Origin of the sequence: Bacteroides sp. AF34-31BH (assembly GCF_003602795.1) — a bacterium.
GTDB classification, from domain to species: Bacteria; Bacteroidota; Bacteroidia; order Bacteroidales; family Bacteroidaceae; genus Bacteroides; species Bacteroides uniformis.
The window spans coordinates 57243-78465 of the sequence record NZ_QTLV01000016.1 but is presented as its reverse complement, the minus strand read 5'-3'; the positions used below and the strand labels follow the sequence as shown (position 1 = coordinate 78465).

Genomic DNA, 21223 nt, shown 5'->3' with positions numbered 1-21223 from the left:
TTCCGAAAGAAACCTATGGCAAAGAAGAGAAAAATGGAAGCTTACCGCTCCGTTTTACTGTCAGAATGTCAAAACATCGCCGCCTTCGTTCCCGAAAGCGGATGCAAAAGTAGGGCTTTTACGGACATCTGCAAAATATATACAAGCTTTTTTTGAGGGTTTACGTGAACTTTTTCATAACTAGCTGATTGATAGATATGTTTTAAAGCATATTTTTTAAAGGGAAAGAAAGGCAGGAAGGAAAGGGACACATTATATATATACGCGCGCGCATCGGAATATACTAAGTTCACCCCTTGACATAGACCACAGAACGGCCGGCACCACGCTTGCGAATCACGCCGGAATCGATAAATGTCTGCAAATCCCTCGAAGCCCGGCGGGCGGTGACATGGACAAGGCGGGAATATTCTGCACGAGTAATACAGACATTAGCCTCCAGAAAGTCCATCATGCTTTTTTCACGGGCAACCATGTCGCCCATTGCTTTCGGTTTATCCGGGAAAAAGCGTTTATCCGCACGTTCCAACTCCATCTTACCTGCCACATAACGTTTGAATTCGATGCCGGGACGGAATTTCACCGTGGACATCTTGACCGACTCCGCACGTACTTCTTTCTTATTCATCACCGGATGGGTACACTTCAGCGTGGTGCTGAAGAAGCCAAGTCCCTCTATCTCCACCGTATAGCCCTTTGCCAGCCAGTCTCCAAGCGTAGTGGTGATGGCTTGCACAATACCCACAACCATGGCGTGGGGCATATGTTCTTCACGAAAAACCCGTTCCATAAACTCTTTACCAGAAATGGTTCCCTTGGAACAGACACGGGCATGCAGCGACTTCGGTTCCTCGCCTTCGGGGACGGGCGTTTCATAAAGGTCATAATAAGCACTCATAAAATAATTTAAATTAATGGTTTATAGAGAATTGAGGGAAACTTGCAGCAAACTTGGGGAAGAAATGTTCTCGAAATCGGCAGAAGCTGGCAGTAAAGGTACTAATTATTTTTCTTGCCACAAGGATTTTACTTTCTTTCCACTGCCGTATTCTTTTCTTTCCACAGCTGTGGAAAGAAAAGAATACGGCAGTGGAAAGATTAGCATTTAGGATAGAAAAGGATAACTCCCAATGAGTCTGTCCTTAGTTCTTGGCAGGCAAAGAAACAGAAGCCTCCAATATCGGGGAGACAGACTCCCAAACCTGAGCATCGATACTCTGCATTCCTTGCACAGAAGGATGCCCCCATTGTTTATCAATGTCGTGCAAACGAATATTCTCGATGCCATAGTGCCGGCAAATTTCATCCATGGAATCAGTTACCTCTTCGGATAATTCAGAATTGGTAATATTATAAATCCTGGCCGCAGGATAGAGCTGCTTGAGAGATGCAAGCAGATAGCAAAAGGCAGGACGGAAGCTATACAAATCGGCTTTCGTCCAGCCATCATATTGGTATGCGCCAATGGGAGCACCTGCCCAACTGTCATTGGTACCGCCAAAAACAAGGATTATGTCGGGGGTGCCGAGGTTGTGAATACGGGTGATAAAAGAACGGTCGGAGTAATCGGCTTTCTCGTAACCGGTATGACAGACGGTGGAGCCGGAATAGGAATTGTTGCGTTCCAACTGAAAGCCGTGCTCATGGATGAAACGGTACCACCAGGTTTCCTCCACCTTTGTCACATCATTCTCTTTCTTTTCGCCGGGAACTCCATACCAGCAGAGATTGGCGGCAGGAGAGACATGACCGTAAAAAGTGGAATAGGAATCGCCAAGAATAGAAACTTTCTTTTGAGCAAACACCCCTGATATAAGGGTCAGGGAAAAAACAACCAGAAAAAACAAGGATTTGCAGTTCATAATAGATAGATTTTTATGTCGTATGCCGCAAAGTTATAAAGTTTGTCCCGGTTTGACGGCAAGAAACCGTAGTTTTTTTGCCATAGCCCGCTTATATGAAAGCCCCTCTACCATCGGATTCCCACAAAAAAAGGAAATGCCGGATTGATAGAGGGGCGAGAGAATGAAGATGAGAAAGAGTATATTTTACTCCCGCCCTCCACCGAGGGCTTGATAGAGGTTGATGATACCTTGTATTTCATCAAAGCGGTCGGCTACCTGTGTCAGTTGGGCAGAGAGTAGCCCCTGCTGGGCAGTGAGCACTTCCAAATAGGTGGAAGTGCCGTGTTGCATCAGTAACCGGGTGCTGCGGACGGTAGTTTCCAGTGAAGTTATCTGCCTTGCGCGGAGCTCCGTCTTTCCACGGGCTACCTGCACTTGGGTCAGAGCATTGTTCACTTCGCTACCGGCATTGAGCAAAGCTTGCTGAAAAGCGAGCCTGGCTTCTTCCTGCTGTGCTTTGGCTATCTTGAGCTGTGCCACGTTCAGCCCTTTGTTGAACAAGGGTTGTGTCAGCGAGCCGATGGCGGAGAAGAGTAGTTTTCCTGGATTGACAATCATGCTTCCTGCCGAGTTGGTCCAGCCAGCTGTACCGCTCAAGGTGATGGAGGGGTAGAAAGCAGAACGGGCGGCATTGGTGCTGTAGAAAGCGGATGCCAGCGAGAGTTCGGCACTTTTCACATCGGGACGGCGGGAAAGCAGTTGCAGAGGTACGCCCACCGCAAGTTCCTGCGGGAACTCCTGCCCCGCCAACCGGCCACGCTCAATGGTGCCCGGAACATCGCCCAACAGAATGGAGAGACTGTTCTCCACTTCCTTTACCTGCTGCCGGAGGTCGAGCAGCGAAGCTTCCACCTGACGACAGTTGGCTTCGGATTGCGAGACACTCGCCTCGTTCGTCATGCCTGCAGCCATCATGGCTCGCATGGTGCGTACACTTTCGCGCCAACTGGCGGCTGTTTCTTCGGAAATGCGGTATTGCTCGTCGAGCATCAGCAAGGTGTAGTACAGATTGGCCACATTAGCTATCAGCGAAGTGCTGACGGCTTGTTCGTACTCCAAGCTTTGAAGGTAGAGCGCTTTGGAACGGCGTTTGGCATTGGTCAACTTACCAAAAATATCGACTTCCCAACTTGCCGAGGCAATGCCGGAATAGGTCCACGAGCCTTTGGAATTGTCGAAACTGCTGACGCCACCCTGCGGAGTGAGCATAAACGAAGGCAGGTACGAAAGTTTGGCCGACATCAGCGTGGCTTCTGCCTCCTTGATACGTTGTTGGGCGGAAAGCAGGTCAGTGTTGCCTTGCAAGGCTTGTTCGATGAGCGACTGTAATTGCGGGTCCGTAAAAAGCTCGCGCCAGGAAAGGGAAGCGATGGAGGTAGTGTCCGATGCCGCAAACAGACTCAGGCTATCCAGACTTTGCCCATCCAAATCGTGTCCATAAAGTCCATCGGTCGTGATGTCCTCCGGGCGCTGGTATTTGGTATAGATGCCGCAACTGGTCAGTACCAAGCCGGCGACAGCTAATAATATGAATTGTTTCTTCATTATTTTTTTATGTTAGTTACGCGATAATGTACTAATGTGATTCTTCTATCTCCTTCCGGCTTACTTTCATCTCTTCCTCAATCTGCCAGTCGCTCGTCGGGACGGATTGGGCAGGACGAAGCCGCTCCTGCAACCACTGGAAACTGATGAACAAGACAGGAACAATGAACAGCAGCGCCAATGTGCCGATGAACATACCACCGACAACACCCGTACCCAATGAACGGTTACCGTTGGCTCCGACACCCGTGGCAACCACCAAGGGGAAAAGGCCGAAAATCATCGTCAGTACCGTCATCAGGATGGGACGGAAACGCGCCTTTGCCGCACTGACGGCAGAAGCAATCAGCCCCATTCCCGCTTTACGGCGCTCGGCGGCATACTCCGTCAACAGAATAGCGGTCTTTGCCAACAGACCTATCAGCATGATAAGTCCCGTCTGCAAATAGATATTATTCTCCAACCCGGCTATCCTGGCAAAAAGGAACGACCCCATCAGGCCCGCAGGAACGGCCAGGATAACGGCAAACGGAATCAGAAAACTCTCGTAAAGCGCACTCAGAATCAAGTAAATCATCAAGATACAGATACCGAAGATGATGACTGTAGTACCACTCTGCTGGCTTTCCTCGCGGGTGATGCCACCAAAGTCATAGCCATATCCCTTCGGCAAGGCTATCTCCGCCGTTTCTTGTACGGCACGGATGGCGTCACCGGTACTGTATCCCTCGGCAGGCATAGCATTCACGGCAATGGAGTTGAACATGTTGAAGCGGCTCAAGGACTCGGCACCGTAGGAACGGGTCAGCGTAACGAACTGGCTCAACGGAGCCATCTCACCGTTGGACATGCGCACAAAGGCATTGTTCAGTGAAGCCTCATCCAAACGGAACTTCGGGTCGGCCTGAATCATTACCTTGTAAACTTTGGAGAAACGGTTGAAGTTGGAGACATATTGCCCGCCATAATAGCCCGACAGTGTGGACAACACCTGGTCGGGAGCAATCCCGGCACGCTTGCACTTGGAAGCATCCACCTCGACGGTCCACTGCGGATAGCGTACATCGAACGTGGAGTATGCCATCGAAATTTCCGGACGCTGGTTCAGTGCCGCCAGATACTGCTGGGTGGTCTGGAAGAAGGTGTTCATATCCCCTCCCTGCTTGTCCTGCACATTCAAGTCCAGCGCATTACCCATACCATAGCCCGGAATCATACCCGGAGCAATGGCAAAGACTGTAGCATCCTTAATATCCGCCGTGCGAGCGTATATCTGGTTGACGACTGCCTGCACCTGGTCTTCCTTTGCCGTACGCTCGTCCCAAGGTTTCAGCTTCACGATAATCATACCGAAAGAATTTCCCTGCCCGGACAGCAGACCATAACCGGCAACTTTCTGCAAGTGCAATTTCTGAGGAAGGTCTTCCAGACGCTTCTCCACGCGGTCTATAATGTCATTTGTCGTCTTGAGCGAGCTACCCGGAGCGGTGCTAACGTTGACAAACAACGTTCCTTGGTCCTCGTCGGGCACCAGTCCGGTCTTGGTGGTATTCATCAGGAATACCAGCAGCACTACCGAAAGTGCCAGCAACGACCAACCCAGCCAGCGGCGCTTGATGAACAGCAGCACTATCTTCTTATACTTCTCGACCACCGCCTCGAAAGCCGTGTTGAATGCCTTGCGGAAGCGCGAAGCAAAATTATTCTTCTCCGTTCCGTCCTCATTGATATAAGGCTTCAGCAGCAAGGCACAAAGTGCGGGACTGAGTGTCAACGCATTAATCGCCGAAATACCAACGGCCACCGCCATCGTCAACCCAAACTGGGTATAGAACGTACCGGAAGTCCCTCCCATGAACGATACCGGAATAAACACCGCCATAAACACCAGTGAAGAAGTGATAACCGCGTTGCTGATGCCCTTCATCGCATCGATACTTGCCATATAGGAGGACTTATAGCCCACATCGAACCGTGCCTGCACCGCCTCCACCACGACAATGGCGTCATCCACCACCGTACCAATCACCAATACCAGCGCAAACAGCGTAATCAGGTTGATACTGAATCCGGCAACGGACATGAAAGCAAACGTACCAATCAGTGAAACAACGATACCTACCAGCGGAATCAGCGTAGAGCGGATGTCTTGCAAAAAGACATAAACCACCAGGATAACCAGGATAATAGCCTCAATCAGCGTTTTCACCACTTCGTGGATAGAGGCGAAGAGGAAATCGTTGCTGGACATCATCTGGGTAAGCTCCACGCCTTTCGGCAAGTCCTTGCGTGCTTCTTCAAGGAGCCGGTCAATCTGCCGGTTCACTTCCGTGGCATTGGAGCCCGCGGTCTGGAACACCATGCAGGAGATACCGGGATGTCCATCCATGGTACCTTTGTAGGCATAACTGTCCTTACCCAGCTCTATATCGGCGATGTCCTTCAGTTTCAGCACCTCGCCGTCTTCGGTAGAACGGATGACGATGTCGCCGAACTCCTCAGGAGTAATGAGGCGTCCCGTATATTTCATGGTATATTGATACGTCTCATCCGAGTTCTCACCAAACGACCCGGTGGCCGATTCGATATTCTGCTCTGCCAGCACAGCCGTCACATCCGAAGGTATCAGCTTGTACTGCGCCATGACATCCGGTTTCATCCAGATACGCATGCTGTAGTCACCACCCATAATCATCATATCGCCCACACCGGAGATACGGAGAATCTGCGGCTTCAGGTTGATACTGATATAGTTGGCAAGAAAGTTCTCGTCATAGCTGTCATCAGGGCTATATAAAGAGAACATCTGTAAGATACTGGTCTGCCGCTTGCTGGTGGTGACACCCACCTGGGTTACTTCGGCAGGAAGCTGCCCCGTAGCTTTGGACACACGGTTCTGCACATTGACCGCCGCCATGTCCGGGTCTGTACCCTGCTTGAAGTAAACAGTAATGGAAACCGACCCTGCATTGCTGGCGGTAGAAGTCATGTAAGTCATGTCCTCCACACCGTTGATGGCCTCTTCCAACGGAGCGATAACACTTTTCTGAAGGGTTTCCGCACTGGCACCATAGTAAGTGGTGCTCACCATGATGGTGGGCGGCGCAATGTCGGGATATTGCTCAACGGGCAAGGTGAACAATCCGATGATGCCCAGAATGACAATCGTAATGGAGATGACTGCCGAAAAAACGGGGCGTTCTATAAAAGTTCTGAGGTTCATATTCTATCGGTTAAAAATTATCATTCATTCGTTTTGGGTTGGACGGAGGTACCTTCACGCAGCAAACCCACGCCTTCGGCCACAATTGTGTCCCCCACTTTCAAGCCACTCTCTACGATATATTCCTGACCTCCATTCACACGGGTCACTTGCACGGGAACTGATTGCGCCTTGCCGTCAACTACCTTATATACATAGACCTTGTCCTGTACTTCGTAAGTGGCACTCTGGGGAACAACGATGCAGTTCTCTTTCCGTACCGGGATGATGACGTTGCCCGAACCGCCACTGGTCAGCAATCCCTCTTTATTGGGGAACACGGCACGCAGACTGACTGTACCCGTAGAGGTATCAATTACACCACTGATAGTTTCTATCTTACCTTCTTGCGGATAGACAGAACGGTCATTGAGCTGTAATTCGATAGAGTCCATCTCTGCCAGCGCCTTATCCTTGGAGCCGTAGCGGCGGGTGAGGTCAAGCAACTGATTCTCTGTCATGGAGAAATAGACATACATATTAGAATTATCGGATACGGTCGTCAGTGGTTTGGGCAAACTGGCGCTGACCAACGTCCCCACCCTATAAGGGAGCGTACCTACCATTCCATCTGCCGGACTCTTCACTTCTGTATAAGAGAGGTTATTGGCGGCATTCACCTGCTGCGCCTCGGCTTGGGCCAACTGGGCTTTCGCTGTCAGCAGGCTGTTGTAGGAAGTCTTTAAGTCAAACTCGGAAATCACCTTCTGGGCATAAAGCTCCTTCTTGCTGTCATATGTCAGTTGCGAAGTGGCCACGCCGGCACGGGCAGCTTCCACATTGGCTTCTGCTGTGCGCAAGGCTGCCAGATAGGGTACCTGGTCGATAATAAACAAGACTTGCCCCCGACGCACGGTCTGTCCTTCCTCCACACAAAGTTTGGTGAGTGTACCGGACACCTGCGGATAGATGTCAATGTCCTGCCGTCCGCGGATGGCTGCGGAATAAATTGTCTGCAGTTCTTTGTCGGTAGTCGAAATAGTCATCACCTGATATTCCGACTGGGGTTGCACGACAGGCGCGCTGCCGCAGGCTGCCAGTGTTGCACTACAGATGACGGTCATCATCTGTTTCATCATACTCTTTTTTGTTATCATACTTTTTATCTTAAAAAAATAATACGTCGGCTTTCTCTTTCATTTTTTAAGCCGGCAGCAAAGGTATGCCGTTTTTGAACAACCATTTGTTTCATTGAAGGTACACGACTGTTCATTTTCGGAACATGCCATTTAACAATCCAAAAAGAACTCGTACCTTTGTAACCGCAAATCATAAGCAATCTAACATATGAACCCATTACTGACTACCAAACAAGAAACGTTCAGAGCCGGAACAGACAAGCTGGAATTCTTCCGGGAACGTCTTCTGAAAATGAACAATGGAGCACTGATGTTCTGCACCCGTGGAGAAGCAAATATCACAATAGATTTAAGAAAATATCATATTGTACCCAATACGCACATTACGCTGCTTCCAAGTTCCATTATTTCACAGACAAGTGCGAGTAAAGATTTCCTGGTGGACTTCTTTGCCTATTCCGAGACAATGTTCAAGACGGCATGCTTCCGTTTAGAGCCGCCCTTCATACATTTTATAAAGGAGAATGCATGCTATACGCATACCGAAGACGAACCGGTTCGTGCTATCACAGGACTCATCACGGCAAGCAATGCCATCTACCGCGATTCTGAAAATCTGTATCGCGAAGCCATTGCACAAAACCTGCTGCAAATTTTCTTTCTCGACACCTACGACAAGGTTCAACGTTACTTTACGGAAGAGCAAATCAATGGCAGTAACCGGAAAGAAGAATTGTTCAAAAAGTTCATAAATCTGGTACATACGTACTGTACTACCCAGCGGGATGTCGCTTTTTATGCTGACCAACTCTGCATTTCGACCCGCTACCTATCTGCCATCACCAAACAAGTGGCAGAAGATTCTGCCAAAGAAATCATTGACGAAAACCTGATATTGGAACTGAAAATGGCACTGCAATCCACCGGCATGTCACTGAAAGAGATTGCCGACAAATATCGTTTTCCCGACCAGTCTTTCTTCGGACGATATTTCAAGAAACACACGGGAATGTCACCCAAGGAGTACAGAGCAAAGAAGAACTGAGGTATGAGCATGCATTTATCCCCTTCTCCTCTGCCTCTTTAGTATTTTTTTAGTATATTTGTCAGACACTAATTTAATCAGTTCAATACCATGAGAAAACTTACACACATGCTCCTTGCAGGCACTCTCATCCTGGCCTGCTCTTCATGCGGAGTAGAAACAACAGCCAACTATCAAGTCATTCCCCTGCCCCAGGAGGTTGCCTTGAGTCAGGAATCCCCCTTCAACCTAAATGACGGTACCATCATCGCCTACCCCGAACACAATGAACTTTTGAAACGCAATGCCGAGTTTTTGGCCGAATACATCAGCCAGTCCACCGGCCACACCCTCCAGACAGAAGCCCTTGCCCCGGGGAGCGAAGCGCCCAAAGGCGCCATCACATTGGGACTGGATCCGGCTATCGGCAACCGGGAAGGCTATGTGCTGACCGTCAAAGCCGACCGGGTGACCCTAAACGGACAGACCGAGAATGGAGTGTTCTACGGTATACAAACCCTGCGTAAATCAATCCCTGCCGAAACCAAAGCCACCTCTATCCTATTGCCTGCCGGCAGCATCCAGGATGAACCCCGCTTCAGCTACCGAGGCATGCACCTCGATGTGGGCCGCCACTTCTTTCCCATTGAGTTCGTAAAGAAATACATAGACTTGCTGGCACTTCACAATATGAATACCTTCCACTGGCACCTCACCGAAGACCAAGGCTGGAGAATAGAAATAAAGAAGTATCCCAAGCTGACGGAAATTGGCGCCTGGCGCGACCGTACCGTCATCGGCCGGAACACCGAAGAGTATGACAACACCCGGTATGGCGGTTTCTATACGCAAGAGCAAGCCAAAGAAATCGTAAAATATGCCGGGGAGCGCTATATCACGGTCATCCCCGAAGTAGACCTGCCCGGACACATGCTTGCCGCACTGGCCGCCTATCCCGAAATGGGATGTACCGGTGGACCGTATGAAGTGTGCCCACGTTGGGGCGTATTCGAAGATGTGCTGTGCATCGGCAACGAAAAGTCCATGCAGTTCCTCGAAGATGTCATGGCCGAAATCATTGACATATTCCCTTCCAAATACATCCACATCGGCGGTGACGAAGCTCCCCGCACCCGTTGGGAAAAGTGTCCCAAATGCCAGGCACGTATCAGAACCGAAAAATTGAAAGCCGACAAGAACCATACTGCCGAAGACCGTCTGCAGAGCTATTGTATGACACGTATCGAAAAGCTCCTCAATAGTAAAGGACGCCAGATTATCGGCTGGGATGAGATTCTGGAAGGCGACGTCGCCCCCAACGCAACTGTTATGTCATGGCGTGGCTCGGCAGGAGGAATCAAGGCGGCCCAACTGGGACACGACGTGATAATGACACCCAATGACTATTGCTACTTTGATTATTACCAAAGTGAGGATACCCGGCACGAACCATTTGCCATCGGAGGCTTTGTCCCATTGGAGAAAGTATACAGTCTGAATCCTACCGCCTCACTGACCGAAGAACAAGCCAAGCACATACTCGGCACACAAGCCAACCTTTGGACAGAATACATCCCGACCAGCGAACAGGTAGAGTATATGGTTCTCCCCCGTATGGCCGCCCTTGCCGAAGTACAATGGACACAACTGGAAAAGAAAGATTATACAAACTTCACTACCCGACTGGCCGGACTCATCGGCCTCTACCGGAGAGACGGGCTCAACTACCGGGAACCCTTCCGACAGCAGGCAGACTCCACAGCGACCGAGAAGAAGTAATCAGAACTGGAAATAGATAAACGGCTGTATCTCCGAACTTTTCATCTGAATGACCAGATAGATTACAGCAAGCATCAGTACCGCCTTTCCCAACAAGGGGAGGCGGATTACTGTTTTTGTGCAAGCACGTTCCCAACTGTCGGGCACAAAATGCAGCAGATAGCCCAATGCCATCAGTGCAAACACTTCCCAATAACCCTCTACCAGCTGCGGGAAGAGTTGCGGACGGAAAGTAGTGAATATCTGCTTCAGCATATCCATTGATGTGGAGAACTCCGCATTACGGAAGAATATCCAGCAGAAACAAACAAAATGGAAAGTGACAAGCACTCCGAGGAAGCGGTGGATGCCATGGCTCTCCGTCCCCTTCTTACGCCCGGTAAGCGTCATCCAGAACTTATGGGCTGCAAGCGCAACGCCATGCATCATTCCCCAAAGTACAAAATTCCACGAAGCGCCATGCCACAAGCCGCCCAGGAACATGGTAATGATGAGATTGGCATATTGGCGGATTTTCCCCTTCCGGTTGCCTCCCAAAGAAATATAAAGGTAATCGCGCAACCAGCTGGAAAGCGAAATATGCCACCGCCTCCAAAATTCCGTAATGGAAGCGGACTTATAAGGGGAATCGAAATTGATATTGAAATGGAAGCCCAGCAACAAGGCAATGCCGATAGCCATATCACTGTAACCGGAGAAGTCGCAATAAATCTGCAAGGCATAGCCATAAACACCTATCAGATTCTCCACCCCCGAATAAAGAGTAGGATTATCAAAAATACGCTCTACAAAGTTAACGCTGATATAGTCCGATATAACCGCTTTCTTGAAGAGCCCACTCACGATGAGGAAGATTCCACGTCCGAACATCTCATTGGAGACAAACAGCGGGCGACGGATTTGCGGAATGAAATCACGGGCACGTACAATAGGACCCGCCACCAACTGGGGAAAGAAAGAAACATAAAAAGCATAATCCAACAAACTGGTCAGAGGCGTTATCTGGCGACGGTACACATCTATCGTATAGCTCAACGACTGAAAAGTGAAAAAAGAGATGCCCACCGGAAGGAAAATATCCATTGTCGTGAACGTGCCTCCCGTCAGCGAGGCAAAAGTTTCGCCCAGAAAATTGGTGTACTTGAAGTAACACAACAATCCCAAATTGATGAACAGACTCAACACAACCCATGCCTTACGTAGCCAGGGAATAGCCTCGCGTGCCATCAAGCGTGCAATGAAAAAGTCACAGACCGTCACCAGTCCAAGCAGGAAGAAATAAGTGCCACTACTTTTATAATAGAAGTAATAGGAAAACAAGGTGACAAACAGCAAACGCGCCGTCGTCCGGCGTTGCAACAACAGATAAACCAATATAAAAGCGACAAACAGCCAGAGGAAAATACCACTGCTGAATATCATCGGGGCTTGCGGGTCATAAGTGAAGACATCGCGCAAACGGTCCAAGTCTATATTCAATCCGGATAAAAATTCGTCAATATTCCACATAATCGTTATAAGCTTTTAACAAGGCCTGGCAGAACAGCTCGCCTTGCAGGCGGTAACCGTCCGGCAAATAGTGTACATGGTCCGGACGCATCAATCCGGCTTCCTGCCAGTTGAGGCAGGCACGGTGGGTACCGCCAAGTATTTCGTACATGTCCCATACCGCCAATCCGTTTTCATCGGCATAGCGGCGGATGGTCTGCACGGCAACGGCAGTACGCGGATTAATCTTATAGGTCCGACGACGGCGACGCTGCCGGAAACTCTCGTAAGAGCCCGGAGGAGTGGTCATCAACATCGGTACATTCGGCAGTTTCTCGCGAAGCATGCGTACAAGGTCGTCCATCTGGCGATAGTGCAGCATTGTATTGTAACGGCGGTTATGGCTTTCGTTCGTCCCGAAGGAAAGAATAAGCAGGTCGGGATGCAGAGCCGCAATATCAGCAATACGGTCCGGACGGGTGAAAGTAGTACAAAATGCACCGTTGATACCTACATCGGTATAAGAGACTGCCCCGAAAGTGTCCTGCATCAACGCACCGGTGGTACGGGGGAAGATATGGCCGCGTATATGGCTGTCGCCCACATGTACGATGCGAAGCGTATCAGCGGAAGCGCCCAGCCGGGACAGACGTAGCTTCTCCCAGAAAGGATTAAGAATACCCAGACTGTCGGTAAGTACATTCTCCTTCATTTGCCGGAATGCGGCGGGAAAAGTTATCAAAGGGACAGACACCGTATCCGTACGTTGGGAATAGAGGCAGAGAGTATCACAATCCGTTCCGCCGACATGACACGAAAGGCTGCCCGGCAATACATCTTGTGCATGGAGCGGCCCTATCGCCGCAATCAGCACCAGCACCGCGCAGCAAATCGTACATCGTAAATCGTACAATCGTGAATCCTCCTTATGGCTCCTCTTCATAGTAGGCCCTCCTTCTGTCATACTGTTCCTTACCATAAATCAAAGACTCATAAAGCAATCCCGCAAGATACTTTCCACCACGGAAGTTGATGTGCGTATAATCATAATTGGCCAGTGACGGCTTGGCATGCACCATCTCTGCCATACTGCCTTCCCCACCCATAGCCTCGAACATATTCCAGAAAGCGACAGCCTCATCTGCCGCCAGATTCTGTTGATAACGAACCAGATTCTTGATACCGGGCATGGTACGCAGCTCCCCTTCTTCGGTCTTATAGTCACGGTCGCCCACGCTGACCACAAGGATGGCAGCTTGCGGAAAGGCTTCCTTGAGATGTTCCACCGTTGTCTGCATACCTGCAATGTACCTGTCGTAATTGCGTCCGCGCTCCGTAGCTACATTCAGTCCGTACTGCAGGATTATCAGGTCGTAGGGTCGCTGCTCGTTGAACTCGCGCATCATCCACACGGGAACAGAACGGAGGGAGAGGCCGGAGCTGCCACGCAGTGAGAAGTTATCCAGCACAATGCCGGAAGTACCGTCCATGGCAAGGCCATAAAACAAGGTGGAGTCCGCACTTTCCACCGTCCAACGGACAGAACCGATATTTCCCTCTACCGTCATCTCCTGCAAATCATCAATCGGCTCAAAAGTCTCGGTAGTTGCTTCGCCACGATTGACGCGGACAGAAAGGGTGGTTGTGCCACGGTTATAGAAAAAAATACTGGCACGCTGGCAAGTATCCAGACGGGAGGCATAGTTCTTCTGCCCCCGCAGTTCCACATAAGCACCGGTATTCGGAATAAAGTAATGTCCGGAGACTCCCAGCTTGCTACGGTCAAAGAACACGGAGTCCATGACAGAATGACTCTGCCATCCGCTGAAGGAATGACGCACTGTAGGACGGAAGCCACTGGTCATGGACGTAATGGTGACAAAACCTACTCCGCAACCGCCATATTTCTGCTGAAGCATCTCGCGTAAATCAGCCGTCAGAATATCCGCTTCGATAAAGGAGTCGCCGAAGTAGGCGATACGAACCGGACGGGGTGCTTTGGCAAGCTCGTCGAGCGCCTGATAGAACCGCGTCATGCCACGCATGGTAGAATCGCTGTAATCTTCAATGCACGTCATGCCCGCACGGCAGGTGTCCACAAAGGCGGGCTTCACCTTCGGGGGCGGAGGCAGCAGGCTGTCCGGCTCACTCACCGGCTTGGAAGGACGACGCACGTCCCCCAAGATATCCACACGCCTCAGCACACGGCCACCCATCGTAATACTTGGCAACAGATGCATCAGCAACAATGCACCCCATACGATAAACGCCAACAGACCCGTATATTTCAATGAATTCTTTTCCATACCTAATGTGGCCGCAAAGATATAGATATAGGTTGAAAAAATCTCTCCGGACAAAAAAGAATTATCCCCAAAGAAACAAGATTTTTTCTCCGGGGATAACGGTTATAGACAGAGCAGACCCGATTAAATGGTCTGTTCGATATTCCAAACAAAAGCACGGAGTCCGAGTTGCTCGGTCTCCTTGTCCATCCGGTGGAGCGCTTCGAGCAACGGAGCCACCTTAGCCTCATCTATGATAGTGATGATGGCGGAACACATACTGGGCCAGGCATGGCTGCCATAGTGCGGTTCCCCCGTCTTACTGCCACGCCCCTGTACTTGCTGCCAATAGCTGAAGCCGCGGCAGTTGTGGCGGTCAAGCAATGCCATGATACGTTCAAAGAACGCTTGGTCGAATGTTATAAATACTGATTTCACGCTATATAATGTTTAGTGATTAATGTTTAATGATTAACGGATAATGATTAATCATTGTTTACGTGGTTTCGTCATCTTCTCCTTATGCAACTGGTAATAATCATTCAGCTCACGGTCTTTCTTAATCTTCTTACGCGTGCGGCGGATACCAACACCTGCAAACGAGCAATAGAGTACGGGGACAAGAATCAATGTCAGAATGGTAGATACCGTCAGACCGCCAATTACGGCAACACCCAACGGACGCCACATCTCGGCACCTTCACCCTGCCCTACAGCCATCGGCACCATACCGAGGATAGTGGTCAGCGTAGTCATCAATACCGGACGCAAACGGCTGCGGCCTGCCGTGACTACAGAGTGAAGCACCGCTTGACCACGTTCGCGGCAAAGCGTGATGTAGTCGATGAGTACGATACCGTTCTTCACCACAATACCAATCAACATGATTCCACCCAAAAGCGACATCACATTCAAATTGGTTCCCGTAAAGAATAATGCCATCAACACACCGCTGAATGCAAATGGAATGGAAAACATGATGATGAACGGATAGCTCAAAGACTCAAACTGAGCTGCCATCACAATGAATACGAGAATAACAATCAATACAGCCAGCGTTCCCAAGTCGGAGAATGAATCCTGTTGGTCCTCATACGAACCCGAAATCTGGATAGAAGCACCACTTGGTAAGTCCATCTTATCAATTATAGCATTACCATCGGCCACCACATCGCCCAAAGGTGCTCCCGAAATAACCGCAGATACAGTAACAATACGCTCACGGTCTTTACGTTCGATGGTAGGAGGAGCAGAACGCTCGACTACTTTGCCGAGGTCTTTCACGCGAATACCCTCACCGGAAGGCGTATAAATAAGGATGTTCTCCAAATCTTCAATCTTTGTACGGAATTCGGGAGCGTAACGCACACGGATGTCGTACTCGTCACCATCTTCGCGATAATAAGATGCCAAAGCACCATTTACACGATTACGCAGATAGTTGGAGGCAGTAGAAAGATTCAAGCCATGCAATGCCAGCTTCTCACGGTCAAAGTCCACCTGATATTCGGGCTGATAATCCTGACGGCTGATGTTCACTTCACTCACACCTTTCACCTGCAACAATTTCTCTTTCAGTTCGGCTGACACTTTGTCCGTAGCGGTGAAGTCGTAACCATAAACCTCAAAGTCGGCACTTGCCTGGGCGCTCATGCCGCCTGTGCTACCGCCCAGAATAACCTGCGCCTTGTCCAATTCGGGATACCCCTTCAAGTCCTCACGCATTTCGTCGCAAACGGTTTCCAGTGTCACGTCACGGTCTCCCGGACTCACCAGACTGATATTGAAACTAATGATATGACTACCGTTGTCCTGCATGGAAGCAAACGTATTGTCAGAGTCCGCCTGCCCCACAGTGTAGTTGCAAACTTTCATCATATCTCCGTAGCGCGTCATCCACTTGTTTGTCAGTTCCGAAGCCAATGCTTCCGCACGCTCCACACGGGCCCCGATGGGCAACTGAAGGTTGATACCGATGCGGCTATTGTCTGCTGCCGGGAAGAACTCGGTACCGATGTACTTGGCACAGAACAGACTTGCCACAAAGAATGCGGCACAGCCTGCCATAACCGTCAGACGATGGCGCACAGCCCAGTTCAACCGGTTCTGATACCACACGTCAAGACCGTCCAGCGCACGCTGAATCGGCGTATAGAGCGTAAGGAACATCTTACTCTGCTTTTTCTGCAAACGCAGAAGCTGCGCACACATCATCGGGGTGAATGACAAGGCTGAAACTGTGGAAACCGTCATAATCACACACATCATCCATCCCAACTGACGGAATAACACACCGGACATACCACTTACCATCGTCAATGGGAAGAATACCGCAATCATAGTCAGCGTAGATGCAATTACGGAGATGGCCACCTCGTTCGTGGCATGTATCGCTGCCTGCTTCGGTTCGGAACCCCGTTCAATATGGGTCGTTACATTCTCGAGTACCACAATGGCGTCGTCCACCACGTTACCAATAGCAATAGAGAGACAAGAGAGCGAGATGATATTCAGTGAACCGCCGTCGATGATACCCAGATAGATGAACGAGGCAACCAGTGACATCGGTATGGTGATACAGATGATGACCGTGGCACGCCAACGCCCCAAAAAAACGAACACCACCAAGATAACGAACAGCATAGCGTACATAATGGTTTCCTCCAAGCTGTCTATCGTATTCAAGATGTTATCGGAAGTATTGACAATGATCCCCAGCTTCACATCGCTCGGCAGTGACTTCTGCAACTGTGGCAACATATCAATTACCTTCTGCGAAATGGCTACAGAATTGGCACCCGATTGTTTCTGCACCACAATCATAGCGCCCTGCACACCGTTGCTATACGTCTTCTGTGCACGTTCCTCCACAGAGTCCACAACTTTTGCCACATCGCGCAGATAGACGGAAGCACCGTTGTGCGTACCTACCACGATGTTCTCCATCTCTTTGGGATCCTTGAACTCACCTTCCACACGCAGCGAATAGGTATTGCTACCTACATCAAACGTACCGCCCGGCGTATTCCGGTTTTCGGCACTGATAATAGAGCTGATAGTTTCTACAGAAAGGTTGTAGGCATCCAGTTTATTGGGGTCGCAATATACATTGACCTCACGCTTGGGGGCACCCGAAATGGACACCGTACCGACACCGGGCACACGCGCCAAGGGATTCGCCACGTTGTCATCCAATATTTTGTAAAGAGCCGGCTGGCTCTCCTCCGCCTGCACGGAGAGCAGCAGGATAGGAATCATGTCCGTACTGAACTTGAAGATGATGGGAGTTTCGACCTCATCGGGCAGCATGGAGCTCACCATGTCCAGTTTATCACGCACGTCGTTCGTCAGCACGTCTATGTCATACCCATACTCAAACTCCAGCGTAATCACGGAAATATTCTCCGACGAACGGGAAGTGATATGCTTCAAGTTGCTGACCGAATTCAGCACGTTTTCCAACGGACGGGTCACGTTATTCTCGATGTCCGAGGCACTGGCACCCTGATAGGTCGTCATCACCATAATGGTGTTGGTCTCGATGTCCGGATAAAGGTCTACCGGCAATTTCGACAGAGAGAACAGACCAAATATAGCCACTGCCAGGAAGCAGAGCGAGGTCATAATCGGTTTCTTAACCGCTCCTTCGTATAAACTCATAAGATTAATTCTTTAATTTGCCAATGTGCTAATATGCTAATTGGCTGCGCAATGTAGCTACATCGGCACATTAGCATATTATCACATTACCATATTATTTTTCTACTTCGACTTCCACACCATCGGCTAATTTAGACTGTCCGGCAATAACAACTTGAGAGTTGTTGTCTACACCGGAAATCAACTCATACTCCGTATCCATACGACGGCCAAGCTCCACCTTATTATAAGACACCTTGCCGTCCTTGTAGACATAGACATAGCGGTCGCCCGAACCGGCACGCTTCACAATGGCCAGGTCGGGAACAACCACGTGGTCCTGTGTCCCGAAGTTCAGCGTGGCGCGGGCAAACATTCCCGGACGTACGCGCTGGTCACGGTTGACAAGCTGTATCTCTACCGGGAAAGTACGGGTAGCCGGGTCGATGGTAGGATAAACAAGGCTGATTTTGCCTTCGAACTCCTCGTCACCATAGACATCCACTTTCACGGATACGGGAGCGCCCTTCTTCACTTTGGTAAAGTAGCCTTCGGATACGTTGATGTATAGTTTTACCGGAGTGATTTGCTCCACTACCAGTACCGGTTCTCCACCGCTATACATATCTCCGTTATCGTAATTGCGTGCCGTCACCACCCCGTTAATGGGACTGAGCAACGAGGTGTTCTCCAAGAGATTCTTATAGGAAGTCTCACGGATGTCGAGATTCATCTTGGCGGCATCCCACTCCGATTTGGAGGCACCGCCTACCTTATACAACTCGTCAATACGCTTGAACTCTATCTGCTGGTTGTCCAGCTGATATTTTATCTGCTTCAGATTGGCAGCATCCATGCTGACCAGCTTCTGGCCTTTCGACACGCGGTCGCCCACCTCCACAAAGATGCGGTCTATACGCACCGGAGAAGAGGGAGCAATATTGTTTTTTACTTCGGCTTCCACCGTAGCGGTGTATTCCTGAATCTGTTCCACGGGACGGGACGACACCTCGGCCAGTTTCACCCTCGGCTTTTCGTCCACCTTCTCAGCAGCAGCTTTATCACTACCTCCGCTACATGCCCCCAGCATGGCAACAACCAGCAGGGCCATCCATTGAAAACCTTTTTTCATATCGTTGTTCTTATTTCTATTCTTCATTCTTAGTTCTTCATTCTTCGTTCTCTGCAATATAATCCTTTCCCAGCACTTGGTCAAGGTCAGCCTTCGCTACCAGATAATCATAGATGGACTGATTGTAAGTCAGTTCAGCCTCCGTAAGCTGCACTTGCGATGTGTTCAGCTCCAACACCGTACCTTTGCCTACCTCATAGCGTTTACCGGCAATCTGCACAGCTTTCTGTGCCTGCATCACATTCTCGCGGTTGCTGACAACCTGCTCAGAACTGGCAGCCATGTTGTTCTGATAGCTGGTAATCTGCATGTTCAGCTTTCGCTCTGTGTCCAGACGGTTCTGCTCCAACTGACGTATCTGAATACGGTTGGACTTGAGCTTGGTGAAATTGCTTGCCTTATACAAAGGAATACTCAGCGTAAACATCAGTGCGGAACTTCCGCTCCAATTATAATCGAGGATGTTCCAATCCTCGTTGTAGAGTGACTGGTACTGGTAAGAATAGTTCATACCCAAAGTAGGCATGAAGTTGGTACGGAGTGACTTGATGTTCTGATTGAGCATCTTCCGGTTCAAGTCCAACTGCTTCATCGTCGTATTATTGTTCAGATTGGCAGCGGGCTGATTCAGCTCATTGGCAAACAGCTCTGTCTCATAATTGCCGAGATTGTCGGCAATCTCTATATCCACATCGGCCGTTACCCCCATCAGTACCTTCAACTGCAACTTGGACAACGTCACGGCATTACCCGCCGAAATCACATTCGGCTTAATGCTGCGCATCTGCACCTCGGCACTGATTTTATCGAACTCACTGACGGCACCCTGCTGATACTTGGCATTGACAATGTTGTAGTTGTCTTCCGCCAGCTTATAGCTCTTCTGCAACACATCGTAAGAGTCTTGCGTCAGCATCAGCTGATAGTAACCCTTAGTTACCTGGTTCACCAAGTCCAGCTTAGAAGCCCGTGACTTTTCCACAGCCAGTTCAATGTCTGTCTTCGTCATCGACATGGCCTTATATACGCTAGGGGCGAATATGGGCAAACTGATATTCAGCACCCCGCTTACCGTATTCGAATTGTCCATACCCATCTTGAACGACTGTCCGCCAAGATTCATCTGTGCCGCACTGATGGTATGATTCCACGTACCGTCAATGCTTGCCTGCGGAAGCAAGTTCTGCCAGGTTTCCTTGTGAGTCACTTTCTTCAAAGCAATTTCTTCCTCCGCCACCTTTATGGTAGGATTGTCGCTTAAAGCAATCTCCAAGGCACGGTCAAGGGTCAGGGTCAGGGTATCCTTTGCCTCTTGTGCGCGCACATAGCCGCCGGCATACAGCACAGCAACTGCCAACAGTAGTGCTCTGCCTACCCAAAATCTCTGCATCTTCATAAATCAAAAATAGATTATTTATTAAAACTACTCCTTCGTTTCATCCGGCTTTACCTGATTCTTGCGATATTCGCAGATAAAGTCCTCCAGGACACGGGCACCCTTCTCCGTAGAGATACCGCGCAAGAAAGTGAACATGATAGATTCGTACACTTCAAGGAAAGAATACTCATTGCAGATGTCCGAATTCATCAGCAAATCGAGCTGGTCGCGCACGAGCAGATTGATAATGGCGAAATTCACATCATCACGAAAAATGCCTTGCTTCACGCCCTCTTTGAAGAAGTTCACTGTATCTTCCGAGCTCCGGTTCCGATTGTTCTTCATCAACTGATAAGCCTTGGGATATTTCTTGATATCCTCAAAAAACTTCTTGTTCGTGGCATGAAAACGCTCTATGCTCCACTGATAACATCTCAACAAAACTTCCAATACGTTACTGGAAGTCTCTATTACTCCTTTCACAAAAATATCACCATCCTTCTGGGACTTCAAGATACATTCTTCCAACAAGGTTTCCTTGTCCGGAAAAACTTCGTAGAGAGTGCGCTTAGAGATACCCAAAGATGCGGCAATCTCATCCATCGTGATACTTTTTATTCCATTTGTTGTAAATAATTCTACGGCGGCCAGAATGATACGTTCCCTCAGTTCCACCCGTGATGTTGAATGCTTCGTGTGTTCGCCCAT

General features: G+C 49.5%; 17 protein-coding genes. 4 read left to right on the top strand and 13 right to left on the bottom strand.

Going from position 1 to position 21223, the window contains the following annotated elements; translation table 11 throughout:
- On the top strand, nt 1–184 hold a 184-nt coding region (locus DWZ67_RS20305; RefSeq protein WP_207888817.1), incomplete at its 5' end, for a hypothetical protein.
- Between the two features lie 105 nt (nt 185–289).
- Here DWZ67_RS20305 and DWZ67_RS18695 read toward each other — a convergent pair.
- Entirely contained in the window at nt 290–898 is a 609-nt protein-coding gene (locus DWZ67_RS18695; protein WP_005825608.1) for an HU family DNA-binding protein, read from the bottom strand.
- A 16-nt stretch (nt 899–914) separates the two neighbouring features.
- Here DWZ67_RS18695 and DWZ67_RS18690 point away from each other — a divergent pair, with 16 nt between their 5' ends.
- Complete coding sequence (locus DWZ67_RS18690; RefSeq protein WP_005825610.1) at nt 915–1109, top strand: hypothetical protein; 195 nt, start codon at nt 915–917, stop codon at nt 1107–1109.
- Between the two features lie 33 nt (nt 1110–1142).
- On the opposite strand, the gene DWZ67_RS18685 is transcribed toward DWZ67_RS18690, so the two are convergent.
- From DWZ67_RS18685 to DWZ67_RS18670, 4 genes are all read right to left on the bottom strand, one after another.
- Entirely contained in the window at nt 1143–1862 is a 720-nt protein-coding gene (locus tag DWZ67_RS18685) for an SGNH/GDSL hydrolase family protein (RefSeq protein ID WP_005825612.1), read from the bottom strand.
- Nucleotides 1863–2048: 186 nt separating this feature from the next.
- Complete coding sequence (locus tag DWZ67_RS18680) at nt 2049–3449, bottom strand: TolC family protein (RefSeq protein ID WP_009037287.1); 1401 nt, start codon at nt 3447–3449, stop codon at nt 2049–2051.
- 31 nt (nt 3450–3480) lie between these two features.
- Nucleotides 3481–6672 carry an efflux RND transporter permease subunit gene (locus DWZ67_RS18675; RefSeq protein ID WP_120139485.1) on the bottom strand — a complete coding sequence of 1064 codons (3192 nt, stop codon included), beginning with the start codon at nt 6670–6672 and terminating at the stop codon, nt 3481–3483.
- A 20-nt stretch (nt 6673–6692) separates the two neighbouring features.
- Nucleotides 6693–7808 carry an efflux RND transporter periplasmic adaptor subunit gene (locus DWZ67_RS18670; protein ID WP_005825620.1) on the bottom strand — a complete coding sequence of 372 codons (1116 nt, stop codon included), beginning with the start codon at nt 7806–7808 and terminating at the stop codon, nt 6693–6695.
- A gap of 190 nt (nt 7809–7998) precedes the next feature.
- Here DWZ67_RS18670 and DWZ67_RS18660 point away from each other — a divergent pair, with 190 nt between their 5' ends.
- Complete coding sequence (locus DWZ67_RS18660; protein WP_120139484.1) at nt 7999–8835, top strand: helix-turn-helix domain-containing protein; 837 nt, start codon at nt 7999–8001, stop codon at nt 8833–8835.
- A 90-nt stretch (nt 8836–8925) separates the two neighbouring features.
- Complete coding sequence (locus DWZ67_RS18655) at nt 8926–10593, top strand: beta-N-acetylhexosaminidase (RefSeq protein ID WP_005833489.1); 1668 nt, start codon at nt 8926–8928, stop codon at nt 10591–10593.
- Here DWZ67_RS18655 and DWZ67_RS18650 read toward each other — a convergent pair whose 3' ends face one another.
- The 8 genes from DWZ67_RS18650 to DWZ67_RS18615 all read right to left on the bottom strand — a co-directional run bounded on the left by DWZ67_RS18650 (nt 10594) and on the right by DWZ67_RS18615 (nt 21223).
- Nucleotides 10594–12102, bottom strand: coding sequence for an MBOAT family O-acyltransferase (locus DWZ67_RS18650; protein ID WP_120130534.1), 1509 nt, complete (start codon nt 12100–12102; stop codon nt 10594–10596). It lies immediately after the preceding gene.
- A complete protein-coding gene (locus tag DWZ67_RS18645) occupies nt 12089–13045 on the bottom strand; it encodes an SGNH/GDSL hydrolase family protein (protein ID WP_120130533.1) in 957 nt (318 codons plus the stop codon). The genes DWZ67_RS18650 and DWZ67_RS18645 overlap by 14 nt, the downstream gene beginning before the upstream one ends.
- Nucleotides 13008–14387 (bottom strand): SGNH/GDSL hydrolase family protein, encoded by a 1380-nt coding sequence (locus DWZ67_RS18640; RefSeq protein ID WP_009037291.1) that lies wholly within the window; start codon nt 14385–14387, stop codon nt 13008–13010. Before DWZ67_RS18640 ends, DWZ67_RS18645 begins: the two co-directional genes overlap by 38 nt.
- A gap of 123 nt (nt 14388–14510) precedes the next feature.
- On the bottom strand, nt 14511–14804 hold the full coding sequence (locus DWZ67_RS18635; RefSeq protein ID WP_005825638.1) for a PG0541 family transporter-associated protein: 294 nt from the start codon (nt 14802–14804) through the stop codon (nt 14511–14513).
- A 51-nt stretch (nt 14805–14855) separates the two neighbouring features.
- Complete coding sequence (locus DWZ67_RS18630; protein ID WP_057256343.1) at nt 14856–18026, bottom strand: efflux RND transporter permease subunit; 3171 nt, start codon at nt 18024–18026, stop codon at nt 14856–14858.
- A 94-nt stretch (nt 18027–18120) separates the two neighbouring features.
- The gene (locus DWZ67_RS18625) at nt 18121–19137 is read right to left on the bottom strand and encodes an efflux RND transporter periplasmic adaptor subunit (RefSeq protein WP_016271985.1); all 1017 of its coding nucleotides are present in this window, start codon (nt 19135–19137) and stop codon (nt 18121–18123) included.
- 37 nt (nt 19138–19174) lie between these two features.
- Complete coding sequence (locus DWZ67_RS18620) at nt 19175–20533, bottom strand: TolC family protein (RefSeq protein WP_016271986.1); 1359 nt, start codon at nt 20531–20533, stop codon at nt 19175–19177.
- Between the two features lie 27 nt (nt 20534–20560).
- The gene (locus DWZ67_RS18615; protein ID WP_005825647.1) at nt 20561–21223 is read right to left on the bottom strand and encodes a TetR/AcrR family transcriptional regulator; all 663 of its coding nucleotides are present in this window, start codon (nt 21221–21223) and stop codon (nt 20561–20563) included.

Bases quoted from the DNA above. Each gene is read 5' to 3' on its own strand.
- DWZ67_RS18660 (WP_120139484.1), top strand. From the start codon at position 7,999: ATGAACCCATTACTGACTACCAAACAAGAAACGTTCAGAGCCGGAACA.
- DWZ67_RS18620 (WP_016271986.1), bottom strand. From the start codon at position 20,533: ATGAAGATGCAGAGATTTTGGGTAGGCAGAGCACTACTGTTGGCAGTT.
- DWZ67_RS18675 (WP_120139485.1), bottom strand. From the start codon at position 6,672: ATGAACCTCAGAACTTTTATAGAACGCCCCGTTTTTTCGGCAGTCATC.
- DWZ67_RS18690 (WP_005825610.1), top strand. From the start codon at position 915: ATGGTTTATAGAGAATTGAGGGAAACTTGCAGCAAACTTGGGGAAGAA.
- DWZ67_RS18670 (WP_005825620.1), bottom strand. From the start codon at position 7,808: ATGATAACAAAAAAGAGTATGATGAAACAGATGATGACCGTCATCTGT.
- DWZ67_RS18615 (WP_005825647.1), bottom strand. From the start codon at position 21,223: ATGGGCGAACACACGAAGCATTCAACATCACGGGTGGAACTGAGGGAA.
- DWZ67_RS18630 (WP_057256343.1), bottom strand. From the start codon at position 18,026: ATGAGTTTATACGAAGGAGCGGTTAAGAAACCGATTATGACCTCGCTC.
- DWZ67_RS18655 (WP_005833489.1), top strand. From the start codon at position 8,926: ATGAGAAAACTTACACACATGCTCCTTGCAGGCACTCTCATCCTGGCC.
- DWZ67_RS18645 (WP_120130533.1), bottom strand. From the start codon at position 13,045: ATGACAGAAGGAGGGCCTACTATGAAGAGGAGCCATAAGGAGGATTCA.
- DWZ67_RS18640 (WP_009037291.1), bottom strand. From the start codon at position 14,387: ATGGAAAAGAATTCATTGAAATATACGGGTCTGTTGGCGTTTATCGTA.
- DWZ67_RS18650 (WP_120130534.1), bottom strand. From the start codon at position 12,102: ATGTGGAATATTGACGAATTTTTATCCGGATTGAATATAGACTTGGAC.
- DWZ67_RS18695 (WP_005825608.1), bottom strand. From the start codon at position 898: ATGAGTGCTTATTATGACCTTTATGAAACGCCCGTCCCCGAAGGCGAG.
- DWZ67_RS18685 (WP_005825612.1), bottom strand. From the start codon at position 1,862: ATGAACTGCAAATCCTTGTTTTTTCTGGTTGTTTTTTCCCTGACCCTT.
- DWZ67_RS18625 (WP_016271985.1), bottom strand. From the start codon at position 19,137: ATGAAAAAAGGTTTTCAATGGATGGCCCTGCTGGTTGTTGCCATGCTG.
- DWZ67_RS18680 (WP_009037287.1), bottom strand. From the start codon at position 3,449: ATGAAGAAACAATTCATATTATTAGCTGTCGCCGGCTTGGTACTGACC.